Source organism: Microvirga sp. (assembly GCF_014699075.1).
In the GTDB taxonomy this organism is placed as follows: Bacteria; Pseudomonadota; Alphaproteobacteria; order Rhizobiales; family Beijerinckiaceae; genus Microvirga.
The window spans coordinates 129,614-144,822 of the sequence record NZ_JACXAB010000006.1 but is presented as its reverse complement, the minus strand read 5'-3'; the positions used below and the strand labels follow the sequence as shown (position 1 = coordinate 144,822).

Genomic DNA, 15,209 nt, shown 5'->3' with positions numbered 1-15,209 from the left:
CTATTCCTGCAGCATCCGCTTGAGGAGCTCGACCTCATCGGAGAGCGCGTGGTCCTCGCCGAGAGCCTTCTCGATCTTGCGCACGGCGTGGAGCACCGTGGTGTGGTCGCGCCCGCCGAAGCGGCGGCCGATCTCCGGGAGGGAACGCAGGGTCAGCACCTTGGACAGGTACATGGCGATCTGGCGCGGTTTCACCACGGCGGCGGTGCGGCGCTCCGAGAGGATATCGGAGCGGGAGACGTTGTAGCGCGAGGCCACCAGCTTCTGGATGTCCTCGATCTTGACCCGCTTGGGTTCCCGGTTGCGCACGAGATCGCGGATCGCGGTCTCGGCCGTCTCCAGGGTGATGGCGGAGTTCGTGAGCGTTGCATGGGCCAGCAGGCGGTTCACGGCGCCTTCGAGATCGCGGCCGTTGGCCGTGATGGAGCGGGCCACGAAAGCGATCACGTTCGGCCCCACCTCGAAGGTGGGATGGATCGTCTTCAGGGCCTCGATGCGGGTGGTGAGGATCGAGGTGCGCAGCGCCTCGTCGAGGGCGCTGACCTCCACCACGAGGCCGCCGGCGAGGCGGGAACGCACGCGCTCGTCGAGATTCTCCAGATCCGCCGGCGGCCGGTCGGCGGCAATCACGATCTGACGGCCTGCATCAATGAGCGCGTTCAGGGTATGGCCGAATTCCTGCTGGATCTGCTTGCCCTGAATGAACTGCACGTCGTCGATGATGAGCAGGTCGATGCCGCGCAGGCGCTCCTTGAAGGCGAGCGATGTCTGCGCCTTCAAGGACGCCACGAAGCCGTACATGAAGCGGTCGGCCGTGAGATAGATCACCCGGCGGCCCTGGGCGCGCACCGCATGGCCGATGCCATGCAGAAGATGCGTCTTGCCCAAGCCCACACCCGCATGAAGGTAGAGTGGGTTGTAGATGGCCTGCCCGTTCTGCGCATGGGCGACCCGATCCGCCGCCGCATGGGCAAGCGCGTTGGAGCGGCCGACGATGAAGCTCTCGAAGGTGAGACGGGGATCGAGCGGAGCGCCGCCGAGTTCGCCGCCTTCGCCGCGCTCCTCGTGAGACGAGGGTGCAGAAGGAGTCTTGATCTCATGATTCATGCTGGGCATGGCCATGGACGGAGCAGAAGACGGACGCGGAGCTTCGCTCACCCGGCGCTGGGCTGCGGGATCACGCCCCATGGTGCTGCGCACACCGATGGACACCCGCTCCACGTCACCGGCCTCGGAGCGGTAGACCGCCAGCACGCGATCGGCGTAGTGGGATTCGATCCAGCTCTTCAGGAAGCGGGTGGGGACGGTCAGATAAGCGCAGCCCTCGATCACCGAGTCCAGCTCCAGGCGTCCGAACCAGCTGGCGAAGATATCCTCGCCCAGTTCGGCCCGAAGGCGGCGCTTGACCCGCGCCCAAACTTCAGACGCCGATTGCTCGCCTGGAACATCCATGCCGTTCTCGTTCGGAGCGGCAAAGGTGCGATGGTCTTCGCTGCGATACATCAATGTCCCTCCACGAGGCCTCCACCTGTTAAGGTTGAAAACCCCTACGCATGTCCCGCTCTGAACACCAAGGCACAGATGCCTCACAGGTTATTCAGAACGTGGCGCCCCCAATTGTACTAAAGATTATTTGTTCGATTTTAAGTGGAGACGATCGTCATCTGTCATCTCCTTGGTCGTCACTCAAGGTCTGGCAAGTTTACCTCGCGATAAAGGATGAGTCTGCGCTTGCTTCTTGAGAGAGTGAAACAACAGCTTATCCCCGCGCATGATGTCTTTAGTTCAGGCTTTGAGTGATTGACTTAACGGCGAGCCGTTGAAGCAAATTGACCTTACACAGGGTGCGGGAGGGCGTGCAATACGGCTGAGTCGAGTCTCAAGCTCCCGGGAGCATCCGATTGCGTTCACAGCCTCGTCCACAGGTTTTGAATCTGGGCTGTAAAGCGCTGACTCTTCAACTGATTCACTGTGTCATCACAGCCTGTGCGCAGGCCCGAAAAAAGAGTTTTTGCGCAACCTTGATTCAGAACCGATTCGATCCGAATCGAGGGTGATTCTGATGCTTCGCGATCCTTTGCCTGCTAAGCTGTTGAATGCGCTTCATCTTTTATGTGCATTTTGAAACTAGGCTGTTGAGCTTTCACCCTGTCATGCGGGGATAAAGTCAAGCTCCCATGTGGATAAAATTTGAGCCTAGAATCCGGCTCCGAACACGAAAAAACCCGGCCTTTCGGCCGGGTCTGATCCGTGATGAAAAGACAGCTGTAAGGGCTGCTTTTTAGGCGCTCAGCGTCTTGATGCGGCTTGCGAGGCGCGAGACCTTCCGCGACGCGGTGTTCTTGTGCACGATACCCTTCTGGGCCGCGCGCATCATCTCCGGCTCGGCGGCGCGCAGAGCGGCTGCGGCCTCAGTCTGGTTACCGGAAGCGATGGCCTCTTCAACCTTGCGGACGAAGGTCCGCATGCGGCTGCGACGCGACTTGTTGACCGCGGTGCGCTTCGCGATCTTGCGGGTCATCTTCTTGGCGGACACGGTGTTGGCCATGGCCCATCCTCGTTCTTTTAAAAATCCCGATGGCCAAGCTCAAGCCCATGGGAGAGCTCCGGCAGCGATCGGTTGATTGCATGGAAACCGAAGAGCCCGCGGGACGCGCGGGCTCATGTGAGGCGGCTTATAGACGTGATGCTCGCGAACGTCAACGACCATAGGCCTTTGCGCGTCAAAAAAGCGCCAGAAGGCCCTGACGCCAGGGATTGGCCGGGTCGAGCAGGAGCCTCAGGGCCATGAGGCTCGACACCAGAACGAGAAGCGGCCGGATGAGCCGGGAGCCCAGCCGCATGGCGAGCCGCGATCCAACCTGAGCCCCCAGCAGCGAAGCTCCGCCCATGACGATCCCTAGGGGCCACACCACCGCGCCTGTCGCCGCATAGAGAAGGAGGCTGCCGAAATTGCTGGCAAAATTGACGAGCTTCGTGTGGGCCGTCGCCTTGACCACCCCGTAGCCCAGCAGCGTCACGAAGGCGAGCATATAGAAGGAGCCGGCGCCCGGCCCGAAGATGCCGTCGTAAAAGCCGATGGCGACGGGCGCGGTGAGGCCGAAGGCGAGAGCGGTCATGCGGGCATGGGCATCCTCGTCCTTCATCTTGCGCGAGAGGGCGAAGTAGATCGCCATGGCGATCAGCATGACCGGGATCAGAACCTCGAGCACGGCGCGGGGCAGGAACTGCACGCACAAGGCCCCGGCGATGCTGCTCACGAACGCCACCAGGGTGAAGCCCCAGGCCTTCTTCCACTCGATCAGGCCTTTGCGGCCGAAGGTGTAGGTGGCGGAGGCGGCCGCCACCGAACCTTGAACCTTGTTGGTGGCGATCGCCTGGGCCGGATCGAGACCGGCGAGCAGAAGGGCCGGCACGGTGAGAAGCCCGCCGCCTCCGGCAATGGCATCCACAAAGCCCGCGAGAAAAGAGATCGCGGCGAGCGCCGCGATCATGTCGAAGCCGAGGTCGAACACGGATTACCCGTTCTTGAACTCGGGCGCGCGCTTTCCGACGAAGGCTGCCATGCCCTCCTTCTGGTCGGCGGTGGCGAACATGGCGTGGAACAGGCGCCGCTCGAAGCGGATGCCCTCGGACAGCGACACCTCGTCGGCCCGGTTGATAGTTTCCTTGGTCATCATGGTGATCGGCAGCGACATGGACGCAATGGTATCGGCCGTTTTCATCGCTTCGGTGAGCAGATCGGCCGCCGGCACCACGCGGGCGACGAGCCCGGAGCGCTCGGCTTCCTCTGCGCCCATCATGCGGCCCGTCAGGCACATCTCCATGGCCTTGGCCCGGCCGATGAGGCGCGTGAGGCGCTGGGTGCCCCCCATGCCGGGCATCACGCCGAGCTTGATTTCCGGCTGGCCGAACTTGGCGTTGTCCGCCGCAATGATGAAGTCGCACATCATGGCGAACTCGCATCCGCCGCCGAGCGCAAAGCCCGCCACCGCGGCGATCATGGGCTTGCGCCGTCCCGACACCTTTTCCCAGCCGGAGAAGAAGTCGGCCATGTAGGTATGGGGATAATTGAGCTCCGCCATCTCCTTGATGTCGGCGCCGGCCGCAAAAGCCTTCTCGGAGCCGGTGATGACGATGCAGCCGATGTTGGCGTCCGCCTCGAAGGCGTCGAGGGCTTGGTTGACCTCGCCCAGGAGCGTAGAATTGAGGGCGTTCAGGGCTTGTGGCCGGTTGAGGGTGATCAGCCCCACCTTGCCGCGCGTCTCCGTGAGAATCGTCTCAAAAGCCATGGGGCATCTCCTGCTCGATGATGGGACACCGGTAGGCGAGGGCGCATGGACCGGCAAGTGAAAATCGGGAAGCCTTGCCTTTGCATTAAGGCGAGGAGCGCTTCTGGCATTCCGGGCAGTAGAAGGTGGAGCGGCCGGACTGCACGAGCCGGGTGACCGTACCGGTGCAATCAGGCGTGACGCAGGGCTCGTTCTCCCGGTCGTAGACGCGGAAGGAATGCTGGAAATAGCCCAGCGAGCCGTCCACCTGCGCATGATCGCGTAAGGTGGAGCCTCCGGCGTCCACCGCCTCGGCGAGCACGTCGCGGATGACATCGGCGAGCTGGCGCGCCTTCTCTGTCGGCTCGCCTGTCTTGGTCACGAGCGATCCGGCCGGAGCCTCCGGGTGCAGGCCGGTGCGGAACAGGGCCTCGCACACATAGATGTTGCCGAGGCCGGCGATCAGGCGCTGGTCGAGAAGAGCGGCCTTCAGGGGCGTACGCTTAGCCATGAACAGCCGGGCGATGGTCTCGCCCGAGAGCTCGTTGCCGAGGGGCTCGATGCCCATGCCGGCAAAATGCTTCGAGGTCTCGATCTCCTGGCGGGGCACCAGATCCATGAAGCCGAAGCGGCGGGCGTCATTATAAGTGACGGTTGCCCCGTTGGAGAGCCCGAACACCACATGGTCGTGAGCCCCCAGGCCCCCGTGCTCGTGGTGGAACTCGCCGGGCATTTGCGTGGCTCCGTCCTTCGTGACGAGAAAGCGACCGGACATGCCCAGATGCATGACCAGCACCTCGCCGGAGGAGAGATCGGCCAGGAGATACTTGGCCCGCCGGCCGAGCGCCTTGACCTCCTGCCCCTCCAGGCGTTCGGAAAACCGCTCGGGGAAGGGAAAGCGCAGATCGGGCCGGCGCTGGGTCACCTTGGTGAAGCGGGCTCCCACCATGGCGGGCTCCAGGCCACGGCGCACGGTTTCGACTTCGGGCAGTTCGGGCATCAACCATCTCTCGGCTTCTTGAGGGCTCTTACATAGCCTTTGGGCCCCGCTTCCGCTATGGATCGCGACAACAGGTACAAGAGGCTCAGACATCATGACCGACGAGAACACCCATTTCGGGTTCCAGTCCGTGCCCCTGGGTGAGAAGCAGGGCAAGGTCAACGAGGTGTTCCGCTCGGTGGCCGGCCGCTACGACCTCATGAACGACCTCATGTCCGCAGGCCTCCACCGCCTCTGGAAGGACGCCCTCATCTCCACCCTGCGCCCGCCCCGCGACCGGCCGTTTCGCCATCTGGATGTGGCCGGCGGCACCGGGGATGTTGCCTTCCGTATTCTCGATGCCAGCGGGCCGCAGACCCGCGTGACCGTGCTCGACATCAACGGCGAGATGCTCAAAGTGGGCGCCGAGCGGGCCGGCCACCGCTATGAGGGCCGCATCGACTTCGTGGAGGCCAATGCGGAAGAGCTGCCGCTCGAGCCTAAGACCTTTGACGCCTACACCATCGCGTTCGGCATCCGGAACGTGCCGCGCATCGACGCGGCGTTGCGCGAGGCGCACCGGGTGCTGAAACCCGGCGGGCGCTTCCTGTGCCTGGAATTCTCCAAGGTGGACGTGCCGCTGCTCGATAAGGTTTACGACGCCTATTCCTTCAACGTCATTCCACGGCTGGGCCAGATGGTGACCGGGGACGCGGAATCCTACCAGTACCTCGTCGAGTCGATCCGCCGCTTTCCGCCGCCGGCGGCCTTCGCGCGGATGATCGAGGAGGCAGGCTTCAAGCGCGTCACCCATCGGACGCTCACGGCCGGTGTCGTGGCCATCCACTCGGGCTGGAAGATTTAAAGCGTGATCGGCAGCCTCTTTCACCTCGCCCGTAACCTGCGCGCCGGCTTCGTCCTGGCGCGCGAAGGCGCGCTGGCGCTTGTCGATCCGAGCGCGTTGCCGCCAGCCGCCCGCTTCGGCTTGAAGATGGCCCGTCTCGTCGAGCGTCCTCAGGCGGGCGACGGCGCGGCGCGGCTGTCCAAGGCGCTGACGCGGCTCGGGCCGTCTTATGTGAAGTTCGGCCAGTTCTTGGCGACTCGCCCCGACATCGTCGGTGTGGCGGCCGCCCGCGACCTGGAACTCCTGCAGGACCGGATGCCGCCCTTTCCGCGGGCGGAAGCCGTGCGCATGGTCGAGATCGCCCTCGGGCGTCCGATCGACGTGCTTTTCCTGGAGTTCAGCGAGCCGATCGCCGCCGCCTCCATCGCGCAGGTGCACAAGGCCCGCATCCGCACTGCGGAGGGCGAGGAAACGGTGGCCGTGAAGGTGGTGCGGCCCGGCGTGCGCGAGGGTTTCGCCCGCGACCTGCAGGCCATGCGCGCCGCAGCCCGCCTGTTCGAGCGCATGGTGCCCGATGCCAAGCGCCTCAAGCCGCTGGAGATCGTGGAGGCGCTGGCCCGCTCCGTCGCCGTCGAGATGGATCTGCGCCTGGAAGCCGCAGCCGTTTCGGAACTGGCGGAGAACACTAAGGACGATCCGGATTTCCGGGTGCCGAAGCCCGAATGGGATTTGACGGCCCGCGACGTGCTCACCACCACCTGGATCGAAGGCATCCGCCTCAACGATCTGGCAGGAATCGAGGCCGCCGGCTTCGACCGGGTAGCGCTCGGGCGCACGGTAATCCAGTCCTTCCTGCGCCATGCGATCCGCGATGGCTATTTCCACGCCGACATGCATCCCGGCAATCTGTTCATCGATGCGGAAGGGCGCCTCGTGGCTGTCGATTTCGGCATCATGGGCCGGCTCGGCATGAAGGAGCGGCGTTTCCTGGCTGAAATCCTTCTCGGCTTCATCCGCCGCGATTACCTGCGCGTGGCGCAGGTGCATTTCGAGGCCGGCTATGTGCCGCCGCACCATTCGGTGGAGGATTTCGCCCAGGCCATCCGCGCCATCGGCGAGCCGATCCATGACCGGCGGGCCGACGAGATCTCCATGGCGAAGCTGCTCACGCTTCTCTTCGAGATCACGGCGCTGTTCGACATGGCGACGCGCATCGAGCTCGTCATGCTGCAAAAGACTATGGTGGTGGTGGAGGGCGTTGCCCGCAACCTCGATCCGAAGCTCGACATGTGGACCACCTCCGAGCCTGTGGTGCGCGACTGGATCGAACGCAACCTCGGGCCTCTCGGCCGGGCCGAACAGGCGGGCCGGGGCCTGTGGACGCTCGCCGGCGTCATCGGCGACCTGCCGGAGCTGGCGTTGCGTGCCGAGCGGGTTCTCAACCAGCTCGAGGACGTGACGGCCCGGGGCGTGTCCCTCAATCAGGACAGCGTTGCGGCCATCGGCCGTGCCGAGGCGCGGGGCAACCGCTGGGGCGTAGCGGCCTTGTGGATTATCGCGGCCTCGCTGATGATCATGCTGTTCAGAGGCTTCGCATGACGGCTCTTACAGGCAAACGCATCCTCCTCGTCATCGGCGGCGGCATCGCGGCCTACAAGTCTCTCGACCTCATCCGCCGCCTGCGCGAACGTGGCGCCTCCGTCCGTTGCATCCTGACCAACGGAGCACAGCAATTCATCACGCCGCTTGCGGCCTCCGCCCTGACAGGCCAGCGCTCACACACGGATCTCTTCGACCGTGAGGACGAGGCCGATATCGGGCACATCAAGCTCGCCCGCGATGCGGATCTCATCGTGGTCGCCCCGGCGACCGCCAATCTCATGGCGAAGATGGCGGGAGGGCATGCGGACGATCTCGCTTCCACGGTGCTGCTCGCCACCACCCTGCCGATCCTGATTGCGCCGGCCATGAACGTGCGCATGTGGCTGCACCCGGCAACGCAGCGCAATCTGAAAACCCTGCAGGCCGTCGGCGTTCACGTGGTCGGGCCCAACGAGGGCGCCATGGCGGAGGCCGAATTCGGGCCCGGCCGCATGGCGGAGCCCCTTGAGATCGCGGCGGCCGTCGAGCGTCTGCTGGCGCCCTCAGGCTCGCTCGCCGGCAAGCACGTGATCGTCACCTCCGGCCCGACGCACGAACCCATCGACCCGGTGCGCTACATCGCCAACCGCTCCTCCGGCAAGCAGGGCCACGCCATAGCGAAGGCCGCCGCTGAGGCCGGTGCGCGTGTCACCCTGATCTCCGGCCCTGTGACCTTGCCCGATCCCGCAGGCGTGACGGTCGTGCATGTGGAGAGCGCCCGCGCCATGCTGGAAGCCGTGGAGCAGGCACTGCCGGCCGATATCGGCATCTTCGCCGCCGCCGTGGCCGATTGGCGCGTTGACAATGCGGGCGAGCAGAAGATCAAGAAGAAGGACGGCGCTCTGCCGAACCTGTCGCTCACCGAGAACCCGGACATCCTCGCCACCATCGCACGCCGCACGGAGGGCCGCCCGCCGCTGATGGTGGGCTTTGCGGCCGAGACCGAGAACGTGATCGAACACGCCAAGCAGAAGCTCGCCAGGAAGGGCTGCGATCTTATCGTCGCCAACGATGTCTCGACCGCAACGGGCGTGATGGGCGGCGACAGCAACACCGTGCATCTCGTCACGGCCTCGGATGTGGAGACCTGGCCGACCCTGTCAAAAACCGATGTGGCGAAAAAGCTTGTCGCGCGTCTCGGCGCGATGATGGGAGGCGGCAAGCCATGAGCCATCGCTTGCGCATCCAGCGCCTTGCCCATGCCGCCGATCTGCCGCTTCCCCGTTACGAAACCGCCGATGCGGCGGGCATGGATCTCATCGCGGCCAATCCTGCTGATGCGCCAATCATTTTGGAGCCAATGCAGCGTGCGCTCATTCCTACAGGCCTCGTGTTTCAGCTCGAAACAGGCTTTGAGGCGCAAGTGCGCCCGCGCTCAGGACTGGCCTTCAAGCATGGTGTCACGGTGCTCAACGCACCGGGCACCATCGATGCGGATTACCGCGGCGAGGTGCAGGTGCTGCTCGTCAATCTGGGACAGGAGCCCTTTGTCATCACGCGCGGCATGCGGATCGCCCAGATGATCGTTGCGCCCGTCATCCAGGTAGAACTGTCGGAGGTGGAGCAGGTCGACGAGACACCGCGCGCCGCCGGTGGCTTCGGCTCCACAGGATTGGGGTAGAGCATCGTGCGGAAAAGTGGATCCGGTTTCCCGCCCGAACGATGCTCTCATTCAAGAAGAAAGCATCGGATCGATCCCAAAAGTGCAAGTCCACTTTTGGGCCCGATGCTTTAGGGAGCATCGCCATGAACTTTCTCTCACGCCGCTCGCTTCTCGCCATTGCTGCCGTCACAGACATCGCGCTCCACGCGCGACCCATGCCGGTCTCCGCCAAGGCGCTGGCTGCCCGCCACAACCTGCCGCCGCGTTACCTGGAACCGGTGCTGCAGGCTCTCGTGCGCCAGGGCATCCTCAAAGGCGTGCGCGGACCGCGGGGCGGCTATGAACTCGCCCGCGAACGGCGGCGGATCACGGCAGGCGACATCGTGCGCATCGCCATGGCGGCCCTGGAGGAGGACGGCTCGACTCCGATCCCCGAATCGCGTCTCGCCGAGGCGGTCGTCAGCCCCCTGGTTCAGCGCGGCACCGAGGCTTTTCTGAGTGAGCTCGACCAGGTGACCGTCGAGGATTTGTGCCAGAAAGCCCAGGCGGAATCGGCTGTTGAATCAACCTCAGCGGTTGATTTCACAATTTGATATGTAGAATATTCCAAATATCGACACCTGCTGCAGAAAAAGATAAGCTTCCTCCTGTCTGAAGGAGGATCTCATGGCTGACACCCTCAATGCATCCGGCGCCGGCACGAAGCCCGGCCGCGGCCGCATCTACGGCTCGATTACGGAAACCATCGGCAACACCCCGCTCGTGCGCCTGAACCGGCTGCCGCAGGAGCATGGCGTCGACGCCGAGATTCTCCTCAAGCTCGAGTTCTTCAACCCGATCTCAAGCGTGAAGGACCGCATCGGCGTCAACATGATCGAGTCCATGGAGGCTGCCGGCCACATCAAGCCCGGCGCGACCCTGATCGAGCCGACCTCCGGCAACACCGGTATCGCGCTTGCGTTCGTGGCGGCAGCGCGCGGCTATCGCCTCATCCTGGTGATGCCCGAGACCATGTCGCTCGAACGGCGCAAGATGCTGGCCTTCCTCGGAGCCGAACTCGAACTCACTCCTGGCCCCCAGGGCATGAAGGGCGCCATCGCCCGCGCCGAGGAACTGCTGCGCGAAATTCCGGGCTCGGTCATCCCGCAACAGTTCAAGAACCCGGCCAATCCGGAAATCCACCGCAAGACGACCGCCGAGGAGATCTGGAACGACACCAACGGCCAGCTCGACGCCTTCGTGGCGGCCGTGGGCACCGGCGGCACGATCACCGGCGTCGGCCAGGTGATCAAGCCGCGCCTGCCTTCCTTGAGAGTGATTGCCGTGGAGCCGGAAGATTCACCGGTGCTGTCCGGCGGCCAGCCAGGCCCGCACAAGATCCAGGGCATCGGCGCGGGCTTCGTGCCGGACGTGCTCGACCGCTCCGTGATCGACGAGGTGGTCACGGTGGGCAACCAGACCGCCTTCGACATGGCGCGCAAGCTCGCCAAGCTCGAAGGCATCCCGGGCGGCATCTCGACGGGCGCCAATGTGGCGGCCGCCCTCGAAGTGGCCGCGCGGCCCGAATTCAAGGGCAAGCGCATCGTCACGGTCGCGTGCTCCTTTGCCGAGCGCTACATTTCGAGCGCGCTCTTCGAAGGGCTCTAAGCTTTTCATCCGGCGACACGATCCAAGGGCGGCGTTCGGGCCGCCCTTTTTGTTGGCGCTGGGCCCAAGCGTAGCCAGAACTTCGCCCCGCCCGCCGGGTTCTCCTTGCACGCACGAGATTTGAACGATGTTTCAAGGAGTTCATCATGGCGGATCGCAAGGCTCCCCATTCATTGAAGGACCAAGACGCGGACCAGATCCGCAACGAGCAGCGCGGCGGTATCGACAGCCCTGTCGATCCAAACCGGGATGGCGGCGTCGAAGGCAACGCCACCTTGAGACGCGTGTGGAGCCAGCCCGGCGGCGAGGCCTACGCTTATCGCCAGGGACAAACTGGCCAGACCAGCAAGGCCGGACATGACGGGCATGACGAACTCACGGCTGCTGAAACTCCCGAGGCGACCAAGCACCTGAGCGACGCCACCCTGTCGCCGAACGACAAGGACGCGACCGTCGAGGCCATTGAACGGATGACGGCCGTGAACGGCAAGGACGAGGACTGACAGGAGAGCGCCATGGGCAATGCAGGCTACGGCAATCATACCGACGACACGAAGAACTACGTCGACATCAAGCGGTCCGAGCCGCAGGGCGACGGGCAGGCCCCGTCCGACAAGCAGCCCGGCGGCAAGCAGCCGGCGGCAGGCCCGCACAGCAAGCCGTCACTGACGAACCCGGACTCGACGCCGGGGACAGGCGCTCTGCCGGATGCGGGCGACCAAGACGCGACCGACTCCACGAGTTCATGAGGATAAGCAGCGATGGCAAAGCCCGACAACAAGTCCAATCAAGCGACGGAAGAGGATATCAGCGCCCCGCGCCTGACACCCCAGGGCCGCGAGAACCCTGAGGCTTCGGGTGAGGATTCGACGAACCCGATGGGCGAGGGTGCCAAGAAGGGGCAGAGCGACAAGGCCGAAGGCTGAAGCACAGGCCCGTCGGCAAACAGCGAGGGAAGCCATACAGGCTTCTCTCTACAATCCCCCATCCCTTCCGTAGACCCGAAAGCCTTCACGCTCGCAGAGACGATCGTAGTAACGCTCGATCTCCCGCAGATGAGGGCGTTCGAGCGGAATGCTCCTCCAGCGATGGATCGACAGGCCGATGACGATGTCGGCGCAGGTGAAGCCTGGCCCGGCGATGTAGGCACCCGTGCGGGCGAGTTCCCGATCGACTACCTGAACGGCGGAGCAGAACTTGCCCCAAGACTCAGCGATCTGCTGTTCATCCTGAAAATTCGGGTTCTTGCGCACCGTCGCCTGAAAGACATAGCGCCAGGTGTTGTTGAAGTCGGAGACCTGCCAGTCCATCCACTTCTCGACCTGCGCCCGCTTGGCGGGTTCAGTGGGTAGCAAATCATCGCGGCCTTCCCGCGCCGCGAGATAACGGACGATGCTGTTCGATTCCCAGAAGAGCTGGCCTGCGTCCTCCAGGACCGGGATCATGCCGACGGGGTTGAGCTTGAGAAAGTCGGGATCGGTGACAGACCGTGTGCCGCCGCCCCAGTCGACACGCTCGAACGGGAGGCCAAGCTCCACGCAGGTCCAGAGCACCTTCCGCACATTGATGGATCCTGCGTACCCGTGAATCGTCAGCATGTTCTCCTCCGTCTTCCCGTTAAGCTTGTAGGCTGCGGTGAACAGGACCGCCATCCTTAAGGGATTGCACGCATGAAAAAGGCCGCTCCGAAGAGCGGCCTTTCAACTGTTGCAAAGAGCGCTGCCTTTATGCGCTCAGGGCTTCCTTCGAGCGCTCGGCGCGCTTGCGGTCGTTCGGGTCGAGGATCGCCTTGCGGATGCGGATCGACTTGGGCGTCACTTCTACGAGCTCGTCGTCCTGGATCCAGGCGAGCGACTTCTCCAGCGTCATGCGGATCGGCGGGGTCAGGCGCACCGCTTCGTCCTTCGAGGTCGTGCGGATGTTGGTGAGCTTCTTGCCCTTGAGCACGTTTACCTCGAGGTCGTTCTCGCGGTTGTGCTCGCCGATGATCATGCCCTGATACACCTTCCAGCCGGGCTCGATCATCATCGGGCCGCGATCCTCGAGGTTCCACAGGGCGTAGGCTACGGCCTCGCCGTTGTCGTTCGAGATCAGCACGCCGTTGCGCCGTCCCGCGATCTCGCCGCGATAGGGCTCGTAGGCGTGGAACAGGCGGTTCATGATCGCGGTGCCGCGGGTGTCGGTCATCAGCTCGCCCTGGTAGCCGATGAGGCCGCGGGTGGGAGCGTAGAACACGAGGCGCTGGCGGTTGCCGCCGGAGGGACGCATCTCGACCATGTCGGCGCGGCGCTCTGACATCTTCTGCACCACGACGCCGGAATGCTCCTCGTCCACGTCGATGACCACTTCCTCGATGGGCTCGAGAAGGTTGCCCGCCTCGTCCTTCTCGAAGACGACGCGGGGACGCGACACGGCGAGTTCGAAGCCCTCGCGGCGCATGGTTTCGATCAGGATCGCGAGCTGCAATTCGCCGCGGCCGGAGACGAAGAACGAATCCTTGTCGGTGGCCTCCTCGATCTTGAGGGTCACGTTGCCTTCCGCTTCCTTGAACAGGCGGTCGCGGATCATGCGGCTGGTGACCTTGTCGCCCTCGGTGCCGGCGAGCGGCGAGTCGTTCACGATGAACGACATGGTCACGGTCGGCGGATCGATGGGCTGGGCCTGGATCGGAATGTCGTTTTCAAGAGCCGAGAAGGTGTCGGCCACCGAGCCCTTGACCAACCCTGCGATGGACACGATGTCGCCGGCCTCGCCGATCTCGATGGGCTGGCGCTCCAGACCGCGGAAGGCGAGGATCTTGGACACGCGGCCGGTCTCGACCACCTTGCCCTCGCGGTCGAGCACCTTGATCGACTGGTTCGGCTTCACGGTGCCGGAGGAGATGCGGCCCGTGACGATGCGGCCCAGGAACGGATTGGCCTCGAGCAGGGTGCCGAGCATGCGGAACGGACCTTCCTCGGTCTTGGCCGGGGGCACGTGCTCCAGCACGAGGTCGAAGAGGGGCGCCAGGCCCTCGTCGCTCGGGCCTTCCGGGGCTTTCGCCATCCAGCCGTTGCGGCCGGACCCGTAGAGGATCGGGAAGTCGAGCTGCTCGTCCGTGGCGTCGAGGGCCGCGAAGAGATCGAACACCTCGTTGACCACTTCCACGTGGCGGGCATCGGGACGGTCGATCTTGTTGATGGCCACGATGGGGCGCAGGCCGATCTTGAGGGCCTTGGACACCACGAACTTGGTCTGCGGCATCGGGCCTTCGGCTGCGTCCACCAGCACGATGGCGCCGTCCACCATGCTCAGGATGCGCTCAACCTCGCCGCCGAAATCGGCGTGGCCGGGGGTGTCGACGATGTTGATGCGGGTGTCCTTCCAGACGACCGAGGTCGCCTTGGCGAGAATCGTGATGCCGCGCTCCTTCTCGAGGTCGTTCGAGTCCATGGCGCGCTCTTCCACGCGCTGGTTCTCGCGGAAGCTGCCCGATTGCTGGAGGAGCTTGTCAACAAGGGTGGTCTTGCCATGGTCGACGTGGGCGATGATGGCGATGTTGCGTAGTTTCATAAGGGGTCTTTCAAAGCAAAGCAGCCCGGCTCGCGGCAAGCGTGGCCGCGCCCCTGGCTCGTACCGGGCGAAATCTGATGCGCTGCAATATAATGATAAGAGAGCGGCGGCAATAGGGCAGCTTGTCTCCTGTCGTCAAAGAGCCAGCACCTTCGGGCCTGAGGCCGGGTGGCCTCAAGCCGTCAGGTCAATCGAGGGTGGCGTGGTGGGCAGCCCGGCTCGATGTGGTGTGTGGAAGGTGAGAGCCAAGCTGCTCGTCACGCGCGGTTTGTTTCAGCGGACCTGGAGGCATGCCAGATCGGCCACCTGCGATCACAGGCTTGCGAGGCCTGCGGCAGGACCGCTCCCCGTCCCACTCTTACGACGCCTCGCGAGCGCGCCCCTCATCGGACGAGGATGTCCCTACCTATAGCCGAGCTTAGGAGAATTGTCAAGAACAAAATAAGAACATGCTCGCTGCACTCCCTCTCCCCTTCAGCGAGAGAGGGGCAGTGCTCAATCGAACTCGTCCCCTCTCCCGGCTCACTCCGTTCGCCACCCTCCCCCGCAAAGGGGGGAAGGTTCAGGCGCATTATCCTGCAACCGATCCCGGATCGGCTCGGCCGTCCGGGATGACGGTGGGGCTCACCCCCCGGTGCTTATCTCCGCGACAGAACGCCGTCGCTTGCGGCA

At 64.2% G+C, this 15,209-nt stretch carries 16 protein-coding genes; 9 read left to right on the top strand and 7 right to left on the bottom strand.

The features are described 5' to 3' along the window. The 5 genes from dnaA to mutM all read right to left on the bottom strand — a co-directional run bounded on the left by dnaA (position 1) and on the right by mutM (position 5,271). A complete protein-coding gene (gene dnaA, locus IC232_RS12110; protein WP_246812186.1) occupies positions 1-1,452 on the bottom strand; it encodes a chromosomal replication initiator protein DnaA in 1,452 nt (483 codons plus the stop codon). A gap of 829 nt (positions 1,453-2,281) precedes the next feature. After that, the gene (gene rpsT / locus IC232_RS12105; protein WP_190845224.1) at positions 2,282-2,548 is read right to left on the bottom strand and encodes a 30S ribosomal protein S20; all 267 of its coding nucleotides are present in this window, start codon (positions 2,546-2,548) and stop codon (positions 2,282-2,284) included. Positions 2,549-2,723: 175 nt separating this feature from the next. Further along, complete coding sequence (locus IC232_RS12100) at positions 2,724-3,494, bottom strand: TSUP family transporter (protein ID WP_190845381.1); 771 nt, start codon at positions 3,492-3,494, stop codon at positions 2,724-2,726. A 24-nt stretch (positions 3,495-3,518) separates the two neighbouring features. Continuing rightward, positions 3,519-4,292, bottom strand: coding sequence for an enoyl-CoA hydratase (locus tag IC232_RS12095; RefSeq protein ID WP_190845223.1), 774 nt, complete (start codon positions 4,290-4,292; stop codon positions 3,519-3,521). An 85-nt stretch (positions 4,293-4,377) separates the two neighbouring features. Next, positions 4,378-5,271, bottom strand: coding sequence for a bifunctional DNA-formamidopyrimidine glycosylase/DNA-(apurinic or apyrimidinic site) lyase (gene mutM, locus IC232_RS12090; protein WP_190845222.1), 894 nt, complete (start codon positions 5,269-5,271; stop codon positions 4,378-4,380). A gap of 94 nt (positions 5,272-5,365) precedes the next feature. On the opposite strand from mutM, the gene ubiE reads away from it, so the two are divergent. The 9 genes from ubiE to IC232_RS12045 all read left to right on the top strand — a co-directional run bounded on the left by ubiE (position 5,366) and on the right by IC232_RS12045 (position 11,911). Continuing rightward, positions 5,366-6,115 (top strand): bifunctional demethylmenaquinone methyltransferase/2-methoxy-6-polyprenyl-1,4-benzoquinol methylase UbiE, encoded by a 750-nt coding sequence (ubiE, locus tag IC232_RS12085; protein ID WP_190845221.1) that lies wholly within the window; start codon positions 5,366-5,368, stop codon positions 6,113-6,115. 3 nt (positions 6,116-6,118) lie between these two features. Continuing rightward, positions 6,119-7,693, top strand: coding sequence for a 2-polyprenylphenol 6-hydroxylase (gene ubiB, locus IC232_RS12080; RefSeq protein WP_190845220.1), 1,575 nt, complete (start codon positions 6,119-6,121; stop codon positions 7,691-7,693). Further along, entirely contained in the window at positions 7,690-8,904 is a 1,215-nt protein-coding gene (gene coaBC / locus IC232_RS12075; RefSeq protein ID WP_190845219.1) for a bifunctional phosphopantothenoylcysteine decarboxylase/phosphopantothenate--cysteine ligase CoaBC, read from the top strand. Before ubiB ends, coaBC begins: the two co-directional genes overlap by 4 nt. Beyond that, positions 8,901-9,356, top strand: a complete 456-nt coding sequence (dut, locus tag IC232_RS12070; RefSeq protein WP_190845218.1) for a dUTP diphosphatase — start codon at positions 8,901-8,903, stop codon at positions 9,354-9,356. Before coaBC ends, dut begins: the two co-directional genes overlap by 4 nt. A gap of 125 nt (positions 9,357-9,481) precedes the next feature. Beyond that, entirely contained in the window at positions 9,482-9,931 is a 450-nt protein-coding gene (locus IC232_RS12065) for an RrF2 family transcriptional regulator (RefSeq protein ID WP_190845217.1), read from the top strand. A gap of 73 nt (positions 9,932-10,004) precedes the next feature. Further along, on the top strand, positions 10,005-10,985 hold the full coding sequence (cysK, locus tag IC232_RS12060) for a cysteine synthase A (RefSeq protein WP_190845216.1): 981 nt from the start codon (positions 10,005-10,007) through the stop codon (positions 10,983-10,985). Positions 10,986-11,131: 146 nt separating this feature from the next. Then, entirely contained in the window at positions 11,132-11,488 is a 357-nt protein-coding gene (locus IC232_RS12055; protein WP_190845215.1) for a hypothetical protein, read from the top strand. A gap of 12 nt (positions 11,489-11,500) precedes the next feature. Next, positions 11,501-11,734: a hypothetical protein gene (locus IC232_RS12050; protein WP_210335328.1), complete on the top strand. Its 234-nt coding sequence runs from the start codon at positions 11,501-11,503 to the stop codon at positions 11,732-11,734. 12 nt (positions 11,735-11,746) lie between these two features. Further along, complete coding sequence (locus IC232_RS12045) at positions 11,747-11,911, top strand: hypothetical protein (protein ID WP_190845214.1); 165 nt, start codon at positions 11,747-11,749, stop codon at positions 11,909-11,911. Positions 11,912-11,959: 48 nt separating this feature from the next. Here the strand turns inward: IC232_RS12045 and IC232_RS12040 are convergent, their stop codons facing one another. After that, a complete protein-coding gene (locus IC232_RS12040) occupies positions 11,960-12,583 on the bottom strand; it encodes a glutathione S-transferase family protein (RefSeq protein ID WP_190845213.1) in 624 nt (207 codons plus the stop codon). A gap of 127 nt (positions 12,584-12,710) precedes the next feature. After that, positions 12,711-14,537, bottom strand: coding sequence for a translational GTPase TypA (gene typA, locus IC232_RS12035; RefSeq protein ID WP_190845212.1), 1,827 nt, complete (start codon positions 14,535-14,537; stop codon positions 12,711-12,713). Positions 14,538-15,209: the final 672 nt, after the last annotated feature.